Raw genomic sequence first — 14712 nt, 5'->3', positions numbered from 1 at the left:
TCGCTAATCACCCGCGGCTTCAGCTCGGTTCGGTAAATGATGGTTCTTTGGGCTCGTTCACCGCGTAATCCCTTTCCCACCCTTCATTTTCCAGTTTGATCATCTCAATGGCCACTGCATTGGCACTTGCATCCAGCTCGGGAAGGGCCTGGTACTCTGATACCCAGCAGCGGAATACCTGGTAGGCCTTGACCAGCTGACCGGCCTCATTATAGACCTCGATAATCAGGTCTTTTCGGAAGTCGGCCAGCGAGACCTCGGAGCCAAGACCGGAGCCGAAGTTCCAGACCTTATTGGCCCATTGCTCGAACTCCTTGTCGTGGGTTACTCCACGCTCCAGGGTAATGGCCTCGTACTTCGTCTGTCCCGGTGACTTGCGCACCGAGCTGGGATCACCGCCTTCGCGGTGTTCCACTATTTCCGTGGTGCGTTTGAGCGCCCCTACTTTGCTGATGCCGGCCACATAACGGCCTTCCCATTTGACGCGGAATTTAAAGTTTTTATAGGGATCGAATCGCTGCGCGTTTACGGTAAATTGTGCCATGCTTAACCCTCCAGCTGACCAGCGAGCTGCTGAATTTGGATAATGACAAATTCGGCCGGCTTCAGTGGGGCGAAACCGACGTAGACAGTAACAATGCCCCGGTCAATCTGATCCTGGGGGTTGGTTTCGGCGTCGCATCTGACCAGGTAGGCCTCACGGGCGGAAGTGCCCTGGAATGCTCCCTGGCGAAACATATTTTTCATAAAGGCGCCCACGTTAAGCCGGATCTGTGCCCAGAGCGATTCGTCGTTTGGTTCAAACACGACCCAGTGCAGCCCCCGGTAGAGGCTTTCTTCGATGTAGAGTGCGGTGCGCCGTACCGGAATGTACTTCCATTCCGAAGCGATGCGGTCATCGCCGGCAAGGGTGCGCGCGCCCCAGGAAACATGGCCATAGGGGGTCAGGGTTCGGAGGCAGTTGAGACCCAGTGGATTCAGCCGACCGTTTTCCTGGTCCGTCATTTTGGTGACCATCTCGCTCACGCCGGCCAGGGAGGCCTCGATGCCGGCAGGGGCTTTCCAGACACCGCGATTGGCATCGGTGCGGGCAATGAGCCCGGCCATGGCCCCGCCTGGAGGGAAGGATTCCCGACGGTTTTCGCGCAAGGGGTCCGGCATCCGCAGGTTGGGAAAATAGACCATGGAGTTGATCGCCTTGCCGGCACCGCCGATGTCGCTGAGCAGGCTGCCGACTCCGCCTGCAGCGGCCGTCACATCCACCCAGGTCGTGGGAGGGTCAAGGAGCAGCATTGCCCGCCGGTCCTGACAGTACTCCAGAGCAGGGGCAAGGGTGGCAGCAGGATCGGGAAGTGTGCCTCTTTGCAGCGGCGGGATATAGAGCAGGTTGAAGAGGTCAGCGTCCTCCAGGGCGTAGATGCCGGTTTTGCCTGACACGCTGCCCTGGATATCCGTATCGGTCACCGGGCTGCCTTCCCCGCCGCCGGTGAATATCGTCGGTCCATCAGCCACAATCGTTCCAGGAAGGGGGCTGCCGTTAACGATGCGGGCAAGATTTGACTCCTGTTCGAGCACGGTTACGATATACCGCTTGGACTTTGGGTCGGTAGAGAGGTTGCGAAAGGCTTCGTTTGCCAGAACAGTGCTGGTTGCAGCGGTCTCTTCGTGGAGTCGCAGGACCAGGTTGAACAGGTCGCTGGCAGCGGCGTCGGTATCGATTTCTGCTGACAGGTAATTACCCCAGTCTCCGGGGTTTTCCTGGTTTTTCCAGGCTGTGGCCAGCTGGAACCCGCCAACGGTGACATCAGCTGGAAGACTGCCGTTTTCCACTCGGACAATGATGGCGTCGGTGCCGCCGTTAAGGAAGAAGTGACGCACCGCATAACTTAAGGGGCTATCTGTCCATAGCCCGCCGAATACCCGCTGGTAATCACCGAAACCGGCAATCCTGATCGGGTGATTAACGGGACCTTTTTTGGTCCGCCCGACAAAGGCGGTGATCGAAGTGGCCACGCCGACAATGGTCCGTACGCCGCTGGGCAACTCTTCGATATAGACACCGGGGTAGGTTGTGGTAACTGGCATGTGGGTTCTCCTCTATGGTGAAAACGAACTGTTGGCCATCGCAGATGTCTGTGCAGACGATCGGCTACGATGCATCACGGCCGAGCATGATGGTGACCTCGACATCGGCAGTGGCAGCATTGCTGAAGGTGATTGTTTCAACGGGATCGCCGCCGTTGAGCAGTCCCACCGCTCCGGAGCCCAGCAGCAGATGGGGGCTGTCCAGGGTGGCGGTCACTCCGCCGGTCACGGTGTAGGTGACCTGTTCGTAGCTGTCGGCGGTGATGACCAGCAGCTGTCCGGCTGCGTCAGGCGAAATATCGACCACAGCCGACCCTTCGGCAGGGATGGTTTCACTGGTCATGCTGTAGACCGCCACGTCCGCAGTCCCGCTTGCAGCAATGGATGGCCCCCCTTTGACGCTGGCCACAAAATTAAACTGTATGGAATGACTCATTGTTCGGCCTCCTGTGAATGACCTTGTGACATGTTGAAGAGTGTATCCGTTGACCCGGCTGTGCAGGGCTGGTGCCGCCAGGGAAAGAGGGATAGATCTCTGTTCGGAGCAGCGTGAGCAGTATGCAATGAGTGACGTCCGTGCATGTTTTCGGAGCCCGAACAGCATTATGCTGCTCTGGAGAGGGCTGCGGCAGCCGAGCAGGGACCATTTCTGCACAGGGTGTGCTCTCATCTCTTGCCTGTGTCCAGCAATTATTATGCCGGTGGAAAGGGCCGCAAGGGTAGTCCCAGCTACCTGTTGGCCTATGGGCATCTCAGAGAAAATCAAGCCCAGGGTGGAGAGGGGCGGTGGTGCATTTGCACCATTTGTGGTGGTGGATTTCAACCAGAACCAGGTAGTGTAGCGATGCCACCAGGCGATTCTCTCGCTTTCGGCAGCGAACAGGAGGGGGGGCATGCGCTGCAGGTGTTGGTACCTGCCATGCAACAGGGCTCAGCCGGCCTGTGTTGTGCATGCGCAGCCGAACAAATTCCGTGTTTGGTGCTCTGCCGGTTCTTTAACGGTTCGATGGTGCTTATGCGAACAACGCAGATTTGCGTAAACTCATCAACTCAGGATTTTTTCAACTGCCGCTTGAGGTTGATCTCCGCAAGCGCGCAGTAGAGTACCGGGACAATGAAAATAGTCAGCACGGCCAAAAGCATGCCGCCAAAAGTGGGAATGGCCATGGGGATCATGACATCTGCCCCCCGGCCGGTTGAGGTCAGTACCGGCAGCAGGGCCAGGATGGTGGTGGCGCTGGTCATCATTGCCGGGCGTACCCTTCGCGTTCCTGCTTCCACTGTGGCGGAACGAATGGCTGCAGCGGTCTGCGGCTGTTGTTCCCGGAATACCTGCTGCAGGTAGGTACAGACAATGACCCCGTTGTCGGTGGCAATACCGAACAGGGCGAGGAAACCCACCCACACGGCAACGCTCAGGTTGATGGGCCCCATCTGAAAGAGTTGGCGAAGATTGTGGCCAAACACCTCAAGATGGAGGAACCATGGCTGGCCATAGAGCCAGAGGAGTATAAAGCCACCGGACCAGGCAAAAAGAATCCCGGAGAAAACAAGCAAGGTGGTGGTGTTTTTCCTGAACTGGAAATAGAGAATGAGCCAGATGGCAAACAGTGCGATGGGAAGGACCACCCGCAGTTTTTTTTCGGCACGCACCTGGTTTTCATAGCTGCCGGTAAAACGATAATTCACGCCAGCGGGGATGAGCAGCTCACCGTTGCTGACTTTTTCCCCAAGGAATCGCTGTGCCTGCTCAACGACCTCCACCTCCGCGTAGCCTTCCTGCTTGTCAAAGATCACATAGCCCACGAGAAAGGTATCCTCGCTCTTAATCACCTGGGGGCCGCGCACGTAATTGATGGCTGCCAGTTCGCGGAGCGGGATCTGCGTACCGTCTGGGGCGGCAACCAGGATAGCGGCAATGGATTCCATGGTATCCCGCAGTTCCCGCATGTAGCGAACGCGAACCGAGTATCGTTCACGCCCTTCCACTGTCTGGGTCACCGGCTTGCCGCCAATTGCCACCTCGATCACATCCTGTACCATCTGCACCTTGATGCCGTAGCGGGCGATGGCCTCACGGTCGATATCCACTTCCAGGTAGGGTTTGCCGACCATGCGATCGGCGAGGACCGCGTTGGACTTGATCGAAGGGACCTGTTTGAGCAGCCGTTCAATGGCGAGGGCGGTTTGCTCGATGGTTTCCAGGTCAGGACCATAGACTTTGAGTCCCATGGGAGCGCGCATGCCGCTCTGCAGCATGACAAGTCGGGCGGCTATGGGCTGCAGCTTGGGAGCGGAAGTAGTTCCCGGAATGGCTGCCGCTTTGACGATCAGGTCCCAGATGTCTTCAGGGCTGGTGATGGTATCGCGCCATTGACGAAACGGGCGACCGTCAGGGTCGGGTATGAGCTGTCCCTCTGCGTCACGGACAAAGATGTTCTCGGAGGGGTCGTAGGCATAGGTCAGGACACGGCCGTTGTCATCAGTCTTAAATTCCGAGGTATAGGTGATAAGGGTTTCAATCATTGAAATGGGAGCAGGGTCAAGAGGACTTTCGACCCGGCCGATTTTTCCCACCGCACGTTCCACTTCAGGGATGGCGTTAATCGCCATATCTTGCTTGCGCAACACATCCATGGCCTCTCCGATAGAGGCATGGGGCATGGTGGTGGGCATCAGCAGAAAGGAACCTTCGTCCAGGGCGGGCATGAATTCTTTGCCCAGGCCAGGGAAGGTATGGGCAAGGCGCACGTAGGGCTGCGTGCTTTTCAACGTGTTCGGCACCCAAAAGAAGACATTTTCAGCGCCGAGCCAGATGGTAAACCCGAGCACAACAATGGTAGTGCTCGCCAGGAGAAAGATGGTCTTGAGCTGGAGCAGTGTCCTCAGAATGCGTGCATAGAGGTGAATGAAACCGTAGATGCATGCCAGAAGGCCGCCAACGGTCAGGAGGACAAAGGCAATATTGGCTGTCTGCCGCTCGGGTCCGAGCGGACTCCAGTCAGCAGCAAGCCATATCGAGACCAGGATCGCCACCACACCATTGGCAAGCAGGATGAGCACGCGATGCATGGACGGGGGAATGGACTGTTCAACCAGGTGAAAAAGAGCGGCAACCATGAGCAGTACTCCGAGCCACCAGGGAAACCAGGAGAAGAAAAGCGCACCGCACAGACCGGAAAGGGCGACTCCCCCCCAGAGTCCGTACTTCGCCCATTGTGCCCTGTATTTGCCGGCAATGAGCCAATGCGCCAGTGGCGGGAGAATGGTAAGTGCCACCAGAATGGAACCCGTGAGGGCGAAGGTTTTGGTATAGGCAAGGGGGCGGAACAATTTGCCCTCCGCAGCCTCCATGGTGAAGACCGGCAGGAAACTGACTATGGTCGTCAGTACCGCTGTCACCACTGCACTGGCAACCTCTGTGCAGGCACGATAGACCACTTCCAGTCGGTTTTCATCTCTGCCGGCACGTTCCAGGTGCTTGAGGATGTTTTCCGTCAGCACGACCCCCATATCCACGACAGTACCGATGGCGATCGCTATCCCGGAGAGAGCCACCACATTGGCGTCAATCCTGAACAGGCGCATGCAGATAAAGGAGAAAAGGACTGCCAGGGGCAGTACCGTCGAAATTAGGGCAGCGCTGCGCAGGTGCAGCACCATGACCACCACCACGATAATGGTGACCAGGATCTGCTGGCGTACGGCATCCTCAAGAGTTCCCAGGGTCTCGTAGATCAAGCCTGTGCGGTCATAAAAGGGAACAATGCGCACCTGGCTGCGGGTGCCGTCTTCCAGAATTTTATGGGGAAGTCCGGGAGAGATATTCTCTATTTTTTCTTTGACCCGTTTGATAACCGCCAGCGGATTTTCCCCATAGCGGGTGACTACCACCCCGCCAACCGCTTCCGCGCCCCCCTTGTCCAGCGCCCCTCGGCGCAGGGCCGGACCGAACCCCACCTGGGCAATTTGATCCAGGGTGATTGGAATGTTGTTTCGCTGGGTAATGACCGTGCGTCGCAGATCGTCCAGGTCTTTGATAAATCCAAGGCCACGAATCACGTATTCGACCCTGTTAACCTCAATGGTGCGGGCGCCCACATCAATATTGCTCGCCCGCACGGCGTTAAATACCTCATGGAGGGCAATGCCGTAGGTCCGTAGGGCATCGGGATCCACATCGACCTGGTACTCTTTGACAAAACCGCCGATGGAAGCAACCTCGGCAACGCCATCCACCCCCTGCAGCGAATACCGGATGTACCAGTCCTGAACACTGCGCAACTCATCCAGGTCCCAGCCTCCGGTAGGGTTGCCCTCAGGGTCCATGCCTTCAAGGGTGTACCAGTATACCTGGCCCAGCGCCGTGGCATCAGGGCCCAACTGGGGGCTGACTCCCTGGGGCAGAGTGCCTGTGGGCAGACTGTTGAGCTTTTCCAGAATCCTGCTCCTGGTCCAGTAAAACTCGGTCTCTTCGTGAAAAATAATGTAGATGGAAGAAAAACCGAACATGGAGTAACTGCGAATAGTCTTTACCTGGGGCAGACCGAGCAGGGCTGTGGTCAGGGGGTAGGTAATCTGGTCTTCAATATCCTGCGGTGAACGCCCCATCCACTGGGTAAAGACGATCTGTTGGTTTTCCCCGATGTCGGGAATCGCATCAACCGGAACAGGGGTTCGGGGAAGTCCTTTCAGCTCCCAGTCAAAGGGGGCAACCATCACCCCCCAGAGCAGAAGGGCGGCCGTGAGGAGAACGACCACAAGCCTGTTTTCCAGGCAGAAGCGAATGAGCCGGTTGATCGGGTTGGATGAATGCTCAGTGGTCATGCTCGCCGGATCCGTTCTTGGTTGGCTGGAGCCGTTCCTTCACATCGCCGCAGCTGAGCATCATGGCACCGAAATAGGGATTTCGGAGAGGTTCGGACAGTTGGAGCCAGTCCGCTCCCCTGTCGGCGAACGCCATGGGGCAATGCATAATCAGGAGTTCACTCTCATAGGCCTCCGGATGGGCTTTCAGGGTGCCGATAAGGATGTTGGAAAGGGTTTCAAAATGCGGTCTGCGCAGATCATCAAGAGACTCCACCCCCAACATGGTGTGCAGCAACTCCGGCAGGGCCCCTGTGTGGCCGGTCATCGCCATCATCTCCTTAAGGCCCGTCTTCGCCACGGCGAGATCATCTGCTGCGAGCGCAGCCTGGAGCTGCATGTAAGGCATAAGCAGTCGGGCCGCCAGTTCACCGGAAATGTTGATCCGGTCAGGTGGTGCTGCCTGCTGTTCATTCACTGCAGCATTCGATGCCTCGTGATCGCCATGGGCATGGGTAGGAGGCGAGCCGGCATCCTCTTCCGGACTCATCATGCTTGGCTGTGCCTGGATCTGGAGAGCGGAATCAATTTTAAAGGCGCCATTGCTCACTACCCGGTCACCTTCTCTTAGGCCGTTTTTGACGAGAAAGACGTTGCCTGCCCGCGGCCCGAGGATAATCTCTCTTCCCTCAAAGGTCGGGCGTTCGGCGTTTTGCGTTTCCACATAGACCACTGCACGTTTTCCGGTCCTCAGCACCGATGCGTCGGGAATGATCAGCGGTTTAGATATTTCCTGGTGAACCACATATCCCAGCTCCTCAGCAGGAACCAGGTCCATCCCGCAGACATCGCATTTTCCCGGACCGTCCCTGACAATCTCCGGGTGCATGGGGCTGATCCATTTACCGGCCAATTCGGGTGCGTAGACTCGCCCATGTTCGGCGATTCGTACGGCAACGTTGCCTCGGGCAAACATGCCCGGTTTCAGGCGGCCATCCGTGTTGGGAATGTTCACCCGTACCGAGACCGTGCGGGTACGGCGATCGACTTCCGGTTCGATGAAGGCGATCCGTCCGTGGAACTGTTCGCCGGGAAAGGCTTCCACGGAAAAGTTCACCGCCTGACCGTAGCGCAGCCAGACAATGTCTGATTCATAGGCATCCAGGTACAGCCACAGTTCGCTGAGGTCCACAATGCGGAAAAAGGGGCTGCCTACCTGGACATAATCGCCCTCTTTGACATTCTGGGTGACCACAATCCCGCCGATTGGCGCTCGCAGAACAAAGCGGTCACGGGCGCTACCCTGTTTGATGATACCCTCTATCTGATACGGTAAAAGCCCCCACAGGCGGAGCTTGTCTCTGGCGGCTCGGGTAATTGAGCTGTTCGGATTTCTGGCGTAGGCGGTGAGCAATTCCCGTTGAGCGATAAGCAGTTCCGGGCTGTAGACCTTGGCCAGGTGTTCCCCTTTTTTCACCTTTATGCCGGTAAAATTGACGTACAGCTCATCGATGCGGGCGGGAAAACGGGCGGTAAGGGATTTTACTCTGGTTTGATCATAGGCGAGTTTACCCACCAGGCGTATGTGCATCTCAGGGAATTCGCGTACCACCTCGGTGGTTTGAATGGCTGCCAGCGCGCGGGCGCTTTCACTCATGGTCAGGGTGCGGGGTACTTCCTCCTCGCTGTCGTCTTTTTCCAGGGGAATGAGGGCCATTCCGCAAATTGGACAGTTGCCTGGTTCCGGCTGCTGGATCTGCGGATGCATGGAACAGGTCCAGATTGTCGGTTGCTCGTCACGAACCTGCTCTCGGGGTGTATGCAGTGCGGCCGATTCCTGCCCTAACTCAGCAGGGCCGGGGAAGAAGTAGTGTCCCGTGCCGAGCCCGGCAAGAAAAAGGAAGGCACAGAGAAACAGGAAGAGCCCTTTATTCATCCTTCCCCTCCACCAGGGTGATGCCGTGAATCGGCTGGTTGGTCAGAGTCTGGATGATCACCCGTTGTTTCCAGGCATCGGCCGCAGCCAGCCAGGAAAGCAGCTGGAGGTCAAGCAGGGAGCGCTCGCTGTCGATGACCTCCAGGATGCCTGTTCTCCCGCTTTCATAACTGGCTCTGCTGTTTTCCGCCGCCTGTTCAGCCAGGTCGAGGAGCTCCTCGCCATAGAGCTGCAGTCGTCGATTGGCGTCTTTGAGCAGCGCGAGGCTGGCGAGCAGCTCTGCCTGCAATGTGTTCATCTTATTAGCATACTCATGGCCAAGCGCCCTTTTGCCCGCAATGGCTTCCGCTTGTGCGGATCGGTTTTTTCCCGTCCACAGGGGAATATTGAGGCTAGCGGTAACGCCCCAGGGATCGGTCCCGGCATCAGGGGTAGAGGGGTTGACCTCGGGATCACCGACCTGGATATAATTAAAGCCCAGGGTAACGTCAGGGTAACCTGCCAGTCTGGCGTTTTTGACCCGGGCTTCCGCACTGTGCATTTTCCGTTTGATCCTCTTCAGCTCAGGGTTGTTGTTGGCAACGGCATCGAGCAGCGTTGCAGCTTCGGGCAAGTCGGTAGGGGGCAGATTCAGGGTCGGCCAGGGGAAAAGGTGATCTCCTGGTACGGCAAGAAGCCCTGCTAAGCGGGCAGATTGGGCAACTCTTTTTTGCTGCAGGGACGCTAAGTTGTCAGTCACTTTTCCTGCTTCCACCTTGAGCCGAAGCAACGGATTGATCTCGCCGCCTCCCCTCACTTTTTCTTCGATGATGGGTTCAAGCTCCGTGAGCCACTGCAGATTCTGTCGGGTGAGGGTGATCGCCCTGCCGGTGAAACCATAGTCAAAAAAGGCAATGGATACCGTGCGGGCCAGCGCGAGTTGCCGGTTCTGAAAGGCGAACCAGAGCGCTTCAGCCTCTGCTGAGGCAGCATCCGCTCGGGATTGTAATTTTCCAAACCAGGGGAGTCGTTGACTGACCATGAAGATATTTTCCTGGGGCCCGGTTCTGGTCTGCACCGATTCGACAAAGTGGGTGACCTGCAGCATGGGGTCAGGCAGGGCAGTGGCCTGGGGGATACGCTGCATCGCCGCCTCATATCGTGCTTTAAAGGCCATCAGGTCTGGGTTGGCGACCTGTGCCCGGGAAAGATACCCTTTAAGATCGGTAACTGAAGAGCTCGCTTCCTCTGTCCGGGCGTCAATCGGCAGTATCAGGGCGAGGAGAAGGGTACACAAGGGCAGCACCAGCATTCCTTTTCGGTTGGCCATAGAGTTCCTCCTGGCTGCTGTTGTTTGCTGTTGTGAGGCAAGAGAATGTGTACACTGCATACAATATGCGCAAACTGCAATTTTTCCAACATAATTTTCAGCTGATAATCACGTTGCCATTGAAACATACTGTCCCTGTTTTTCATGGCGTTGAGCGTGGCTCTGCCGTGGGATACAGCCACTGACGACCAGCTTGACGCGGAGACATGCAAGGCTGCAGAAGACACCAGGGAAAAGTAGCGATATGCCTGTCTGTCAATTGTATCCTGGGCAAAAGTGTCTACATTGGACAATAGCATATTAAACCACTTTGTGGTATTAATCGTTACGGTGAGGCGAGAAATGGCTAGTTGTTGACTGGCATCTTGCGTCACTTTTTTCTTTGTGCGCCTGATGGGCGCGCATTGTTCTATTCCATGGAGATAAGCGATGAAAAAAAATTATGGGGCTGTACTTTTTTTGGTCCTTGTGCTGCTTGTAGCGCCGGCATTGGCCATGCAGGGGAACGATCATAAAGGGCATGAAATGTCAGGCCACACAATGGACCATGGGGCCATGGATCAGGGCAATGCTGCCACATCCGGGCATTTTCGGCATGCAGATGATGTGGAGGGCATAAACGTATCCTTTCAGATAATGAGCCTTGCCAGTATGAATATGAAAGACCCTTCAGGTAAAACCCATCATATCATGGCCTCGTTCTCTCACGATAACCAGCAAATGAAACAGGTGGCAGGTGTTATCACGGTGGTCTCTCCTTCAGGAAAAGAACAGACAGGCAAGCTGATGCATTTTGGCGGAGGCATGTATGCGGCGAATTTTACCTTTGATGAAAGCGGTAAATGGGATGTCACCTGTGTTTTCAGTGAGCAGGGAACGAAATATAGCAAGCAATTTACCTACCCGCACCAAGCAGAGTAACTGAGTCCTGCCTCAATTCTGTCCCTGTTTTTCCTCTTTTTCAGCACGTGGGGCAGGCTGTCATGAGCATAGCCTGCCTTGCTTTTATTTTACCCGATTTTTTTTTCGATTACCTGGCTGTCCGAACAAGCTCCCCTTGTGAAGGCAGTCTACGATGTATTGTGGTACAGGATATCGAGGCGCTGCCCCTTCAAATAGGGTACGATAGTATGCTGTGCGGAGAGGCGTGGGAATGGCGTGAGTTGAAAACCCACACGTATCGTTTGGACTACCCGGTGGAGGAGCAATGAAAATCAACAGACGTGTTTTTATCGGCAGGGTCATATTGGGAATTGGCGGTATCTCCTTTTTTCCTTCCCAGCAGGTGGCAGCTGATTCCTGCTCAGTCCAGCACCCGCTTTCACCACCGAAAAAAGATTTGCCGGGCGCATGCCATAACTGCGGCATGATGCGTCCGATGTGGGCCCGCACATTTATCTCCTATGAAGCGGCTGGAGAGCGAAAAGAGGTCTGTTCGCTCCATTGCCTTGCCGAGGCCACCGTCAATTCGGGGCACCAGCCGCACAATGTACGGGTGGCCCTCTACCATGACCCGTATACGATGATTCCCGCTGCATCGGCCTTTTACGTGGTAGGCTCCAAGGCGCGAGGCACCATGACCATGCAGAGTAAAATTGCTTTTGCACGCGAAAAAGCGGCCCAGGAGTTTGCCCACCAGTGCGGTGGCCGGGTGGTGGGATTTGACGAGGCTCTGTCCCTGGCCGCGGCGAGCTTTACTCGAGAAAACGAAAAAATCGCCGAGAACCGGTTACGCAAGGGAAAAATTGTCGAACCCGTTGACAACAAGGATGTCTGCCCTGTGTGCAGCATGTACCCGGCCCGCTATCCGAAAAACAAGTGCCAGATCCAGACCAGGGACAAGCAGGTGGTGCACTTCTGCTCGACCCAGTGCCTGTTTGCCTACCTGAAGCACCCGGTCAAATACAGTGGTAAGCTGCTGGAGCCCATGTCTGTCTGGGTGGTTGATTATCCGTCCGGGGCTTGGATATACGGGAAGAATGCTTATTTCGTGATCGGTTCGACCGAATCCGGCCCCATGGGCAAAGAGGCCTTCCCCTTTGTCAACCGAAAGAGCGCCGAGCAATTTGCCACAGCGAAGAAGGGCAAGGTACTGATGTTTAAGGACGTGACCATTCAGCAAGTGATGGAATAAGTCGCCCGCCCGCTTCGGTGGAGGCAGGTGTTGCCTGCGGCGTTCCCCAGGGGAAAACTGTTGGCCGACGGTTTGGGGTTGCACATTGTTGAGGTCTTCGTTACCTGTTAACCACGCACCGGGTACTCAACGAGCACGTATCAGGAGGAATGCTATGGCTGAGCCAAGAGAAATGTATCAGTGTCAGGTAAGCAATTGCGGTTATGTTTATGACCCGGATAAGGGAGAGCCAAAGACCAATACACCGCCTGGAACAGCATTTAAGGATCTGCCCGATGATTGGCAGTGCCCCTACTGCGGATCATCCAAGAAAACGTTTCGGCCGCTGGCAGGGCCTGGATCGGTTTTAGAGGAAGGGATCTAGCAAGCGGCGCTTCTGCCGCCGGTACGTGTCGAGAGACAAGCCGTTGCTACGCCCGGTGCCTGGCTTGTCTCTCGTTCATTTTTCAGTCTACACTGCCATGACGTAATTTTCCCTCTTCCTCGGTGCGAAAGCCATAGATATTGCCCGTATGATCAATCGCATACGGGACCTTCCGATACCAGACCGAAGCCGCTTCCAGCCCAAACGGGCGTTTCTGCACGTGAACCTTGCGGAATTCTTTGAGCAACTGTTCCTTATCGTAATAGGCTATATCGATTGACCCTTCGGGGTTATCCAGCCCCCGTCCGTCATTGATGTCCGCATTGATGTGAATAAGGACATAGTTGGCCTGATCCAGGGTATATATAGGATGAAACCCATTGAGGTAGACAAGCCCTGTCCCACCCAGACGCGGGCGGACAATGTGGTCGGCATAGGTGAAGTAGAGCACCCGTTCCCCGGGGGAAACGTTCTGCTTCAGCCATTCCAGGGCCTGCTCCAGTCCATCTGAAGGTGTCTGGGCAACACTCCGGTACCCGAGCGTGGATCGTCCCCCCAGGTAACGTTCTCCCACCCACTGGTAGCCGTTGAGATGGGTGTAGGGATAGGTACGTCCGAGGTCCCAGGCCGTTGAGCAGAGCGCACTGCCCAGCAGTAGCAGGAACAGCGGCAGGGAACGCTTGTGTATCTGCAGCAGCCAGTCGGCGAGAAAGATTGCCGCAAGGGGAAAAAGCGGCATCATGTAAAAGGTCTGGGCATGGGGCATCTTCAGGGTGAGAAAGGCAAAGTAGGCGGCAAAGAACAGGAGGGGAATGCGAAGGGCCGGTTGCCGGACACAACGAAAGAGAGCCGCCGCAACGCCCAGCCACAGTAGTATGCCCACAACAACGCCGGATTTGAGCAAAATGCTCAGGAAGTGCAGGGTGAAAGCCTCCCACGCGAACAGCCAGCTAAAGGTGCTGGAGCTGGAGAGGAATATTTCAACCAGTGCGGTGATGACGTATGGGTTGGTAACATGTACCGGCGGGATGAGAAAAAAAGTGGTTGCCGCCAGTGCCGGCACCAGCAGCAGCGGCCAGCCCGGGGCGAAGGAGCGCGCGCGGTACCGGTACAGCAGGCCCAGCGCCAGCAGCCAGGGGAGCAACGCCAGGGTGTAATGGAGCATAAGCTGGTCATCGCTTAGTTGCGCATAGGCCGTGGGGATGGCATCCGGAGAGCTTGGTCCTGAGAGGGCGTAGCCTCCGACAATGATGAGGAGAACCGCGGTCAGCAGGGCGATGACCCTCATGGCTACCCTGCCGGAAAGGACCGGCTGCAGCTCAACGGCAGACAACATATGCTCGGGGTGCGACTGACGCGGCAGCAGCAGGCAGACCATGGTCGCGGCAACCAGGGCCGCGCCTGAGGCCTTTGCCGAGAGAGCCAGGCCAAGGCAGACACCGGCACCGATGACCCATTTGACGCTGTTTTCTTTCTTCAGCAACGCAACGAATAGCAGCAGCCAGGCGGTCATGCAGGTAATGAAGCTGTCCCCTTCCGTACAGGCGATCTTGGAGAAGGAAAGGAAATAGGGGCTGATCGCCACGATACCACTGGCGAGCACCCCGGTGAGTGGGGAAAACACGGTACAGCAGTAGAGAAAAACCGCCAGCAGGGTAAGCACGCCCATGAAGACACTCAACAGGCGTGCAGCGTAAAGCGGGTTGGCATCGAGACCGCTGGCGAGCCAGGAAAGATACATCGGCAGGCGTACGTTGGTAGGATCCTCACTGCTTCCCCGCAGCCAGCCGAGGGGCTCGTCTGCATAGCTTTGGGCAATCCCCAGGTCGGTCTGTTCGTCAAAGGCAATGCCTATCTGGTCAATCATTGGAATTGCCAGGGCAGCATAGCCAACGACAATAACGGCAAATAACGAAATGGCGAGCATTCGGGAAGAGAGCAAGGTGTACATCAATTTGTCCGCAGGAAATGAGCAGCAGGGGGTTGGGGGTATGGTCACCCGCTGCAGGTAATCTATCGCGCAGCAGCGGCCATTGCAGTGTTCAGTTTACGTAAGCGGGGCAAGCCTATCACAACAG

11 protein-coding genes are annotated in these 14712 nt (G+C 56.4%); 4 read left to right on the top strand and 7 right to left on the bottom strand.

The genetic code is table 11. From position 1 onward, the window contains the following. Positions 1–19: 19 nt before the first annotated feature. The 6 genes from ACZ52Z_RS12755 to ACZ52Z_RS12730 all read right to left on the bottom strand — a co-directional run bounded on the left by ACZ52Z_RS12755 (position 20) and on the right by ACZ52Z_RS12730 (position 10136). Positions 20–544 carry a phage tail protein gene (locus ACZ52Z_RS12755; RefSeq protein WP_464267163.1) on the bottom strand — a complete coding sequence of 175 codons (525 nt, stop codon included), beginning with the start codon at positions 542–544 and terminating at the stop codon, positions 20–22. A 2-nt stretch (positions 545–546) separates the two neighbouring features. After that, on the bottom strand, positions 547–2085 hold the full coding sequence (locus tag ACZ52Z_RS12750; protein WP_464267162.1) for a phage tail sheath family protein: 1539 nt from the start codon (positions 2083–2085) through the stop codon (positions 547–549). Between the two features lie 64 nt (positions 2086–2149). Beyond that, positions 2150–2521, bottom strand: a complete 372-nt coding sequence (locus tag ACZ52Z_RS12745) for a hypothetical protein (RefSeq protein WP_464267161.1) — start codon at positions 2519–2521, stop codon at positions 2150–2152. 614 nt (positions 2522–3135) lie between these two features. Beyond that, positions 3136–6912 carry an efflux RND transporter permease subunit gene (locus ACZ52Z_RS12740; RefSeq protein ID WP_464267160.1) on the bottom strand — a complete coding sequence of 1259 codons (3777 nt, stop codon included), beginning with the start codon at positions 6910–6912 and terminating at the stop codon, positions 3136–3138. Then, positions 6902–8827, bottom strand: a complete 1926-nt coding sequence (locus ACZ52Z_RS12735) for a heavy metal-binding domain-containing protein (protein WP_464267159.1) — start codon at positions 8825–8827, stop codon at positions 6902–6904. The genes ACZ52Z_RS12740 and ACZ52Z_RS12735 overlap by 11 nt, the downstream gene beginning before the upstream one ends. After that, positions 8820–10136, bottom strand: coding sequence for a TolC family protein (locus ACZ52Z_RS12730; RefSeq protein ID WP_464267158.1), 1317 nt, complete (start codon positions 10134–10136; stop codon positions 8820–8822). The genes ACZ52Z_RS12735 and ACZ52Z_RS12730 overlap by 8 nt, the downstream gene beginning before the upstream one ends. A gap of 429 nt (positions 10137–10565) precedes the next feature. Here ACZ52Z_RS12730 and ACZ52Z_RS12725 point away from each other — a divergent pair, with 429 nt between their 5' ends. From ACZ52Z_RS12725 to ACZ52Z_RS12710, 4 genes are all read left to right on the top strand, one after another. Beyond that, positions 10566–11057 (top strand): hypothetical protein, encoded by a 492-nt coding sequence (locus ACZ52Z_RS12725; RefSeq protein ID WP_464267157.1) that lies wholly within the window; start codon positions 10566–10568, stop codon positions 11055–11057. Between the two features lie 62 nt (positions 11058–11119). Then, positions 11120–11347, top strand: a complete 228-nt coding sequence (locus ACZ52Z_RS12720; RefSeq protein ID WP_464267156.1) for a hypothetical protein — start codon at positions 11120–11122, stop codon at positions 11345–11347. Then, complete coding sequence (locus ACZ52Z_RS12715; RefSeq protein ID WP_464267155.1) at positions 11344–12270, top strand: nitrous oxide reductase accessory protein NosL; 927 nt, start codon at positions 11344–11346, stop codon at positions 12268–12270. Before ACZ52Z_RS12720 ends, ACZ52Z_RS12715 begins: the two co-directional genes overlap by 4 nt. Before the next feature lie 154 nt (positions 12271–12424). Then, positions 12425–12634 carry a rubredoxin gene (locus ACZ52Z_RS12710; RefSeq protein ID WP_464267154.1) on the top strand — a complete coding sequence of 70 codons (210 nt, stop codon included), beginning with the start codon at positions 12425–12427 and terminating at the stop codon, positions 12632–12634. An 82-nt stretch (positions 12635–12716) separates the two neighbouring features. On the opposite strand, the gene ACZ52Z_RS12705 is transcribed toward ACZ52Z_RS12710, so the two are convergent. After that, positions 12717–14585, bottom strand: coding sequence for a glycosyltransferase family 39 protein (locus ACZ52Z_RS12705; RefSeq protein ID WP_464267153.1), 1869 nt, complete (start codon positions 14583–14585; stop codon positions 12717–12719). Positions 14586–14712: the final 127 nt, after the last annotated feature.

The sequence above is a fragment of the Desulfogranum aggregans genome, from assembly GCF_055398265.1.
The sequence above is the reverse complement of the archived record's forward strand: the minus strand, read 5'-3'. Positions and strand labels throughout refer to the sequence as shown.

What these genes read in the sequence shown, in the direction of transcription:
- ACZ52Z_RS12755 (WP_464267163.1), bottom strand. Translation starts at nt 544, where the DNA reads ATGGCACAATTTACCGTAAACGCGCAGCGATTCGATCCCTATAAAAAC.
- ACZ52Z_RS12750 (WP_464267162.1), bottom strand. Translation starts at nt 2,085, where the DNA reads ATGCCAGTTACCACAACCTACCCCGGTGTCTATATCGAAGAGTTGCCC.
- ACZ52Z_RS12745 (WP_464267161.1), bottom strand. Translation starts at nt 2,521, where the DNA reads ATGAGTCATTCCATACAGTTTAATTTTGTGGCCAGCGTCAAAGGGGGG.
- ACZ52Z_RS12740 (WP_464267160.1), bottom strand. Translation starts at nt 6,912, where the DNA reads ATGACCACTGAGCATTCATCCAACCCGATCAACCGGCTCATTCGCTTC.
- ACZ52Z_RS12735 (WP_464267159.1), bottom strand. Translation starts at nt 8,827, where the DNA reads ATGAATAAAGGGCTCTTCCTGTTTCTCTGTGCCTTCCTTTTTCTTGCC.
- ACZ52Z_RS12730 (WP_464267158.1), bottom strand. Translation starts at nt 10,136, where the DNA reads ATGGCCAACCGAAAAGGAATGCTGGTGCTGCCCTTGTGTACCCTTCTC.
- ACZ52Z_RS12725 (WP_464267157.1), top strand. Translation starts at nt 10,566, where the DNA reads ATGAAAAAAAATTATGGGGCTGTACTTTTTTTGGTCCTTGTGCTGCTT.
- ACZ52Z_RS12720 (WP_464267156.1), top strand. Translation starts at nt 11,120, where the DNA reads ATGAGCATAGCCTGCCTTGCTTTTATTTTACCCGATTTTTTTTTCGAT.
- ACZ52Z_RS12715 (WP_464267155.1), top strand. Translation starts at nt 11,344, where the DNA reads ATGAAAATCAACAGACGTGTTTTTATCGGCAGGGTCATATTGGGAATT.
- ACZ52Z_RS12710 (WP_464267154.1), top strand. Translation starts at nt 12,425, where the DNA reads ATGGCTGAGCCAAGAGAAATGTATCAGTGTCAGGTAAGCAATTGCGGT.
- ACZ52Z_RS12705 (WP_464267153.1), bottom strand. Translation starts at nt 14,585, where the DNA reads ATGTACACCTTGCTCTCTTCCCGAATGCTCGCCATTTCGTTATTTGCC.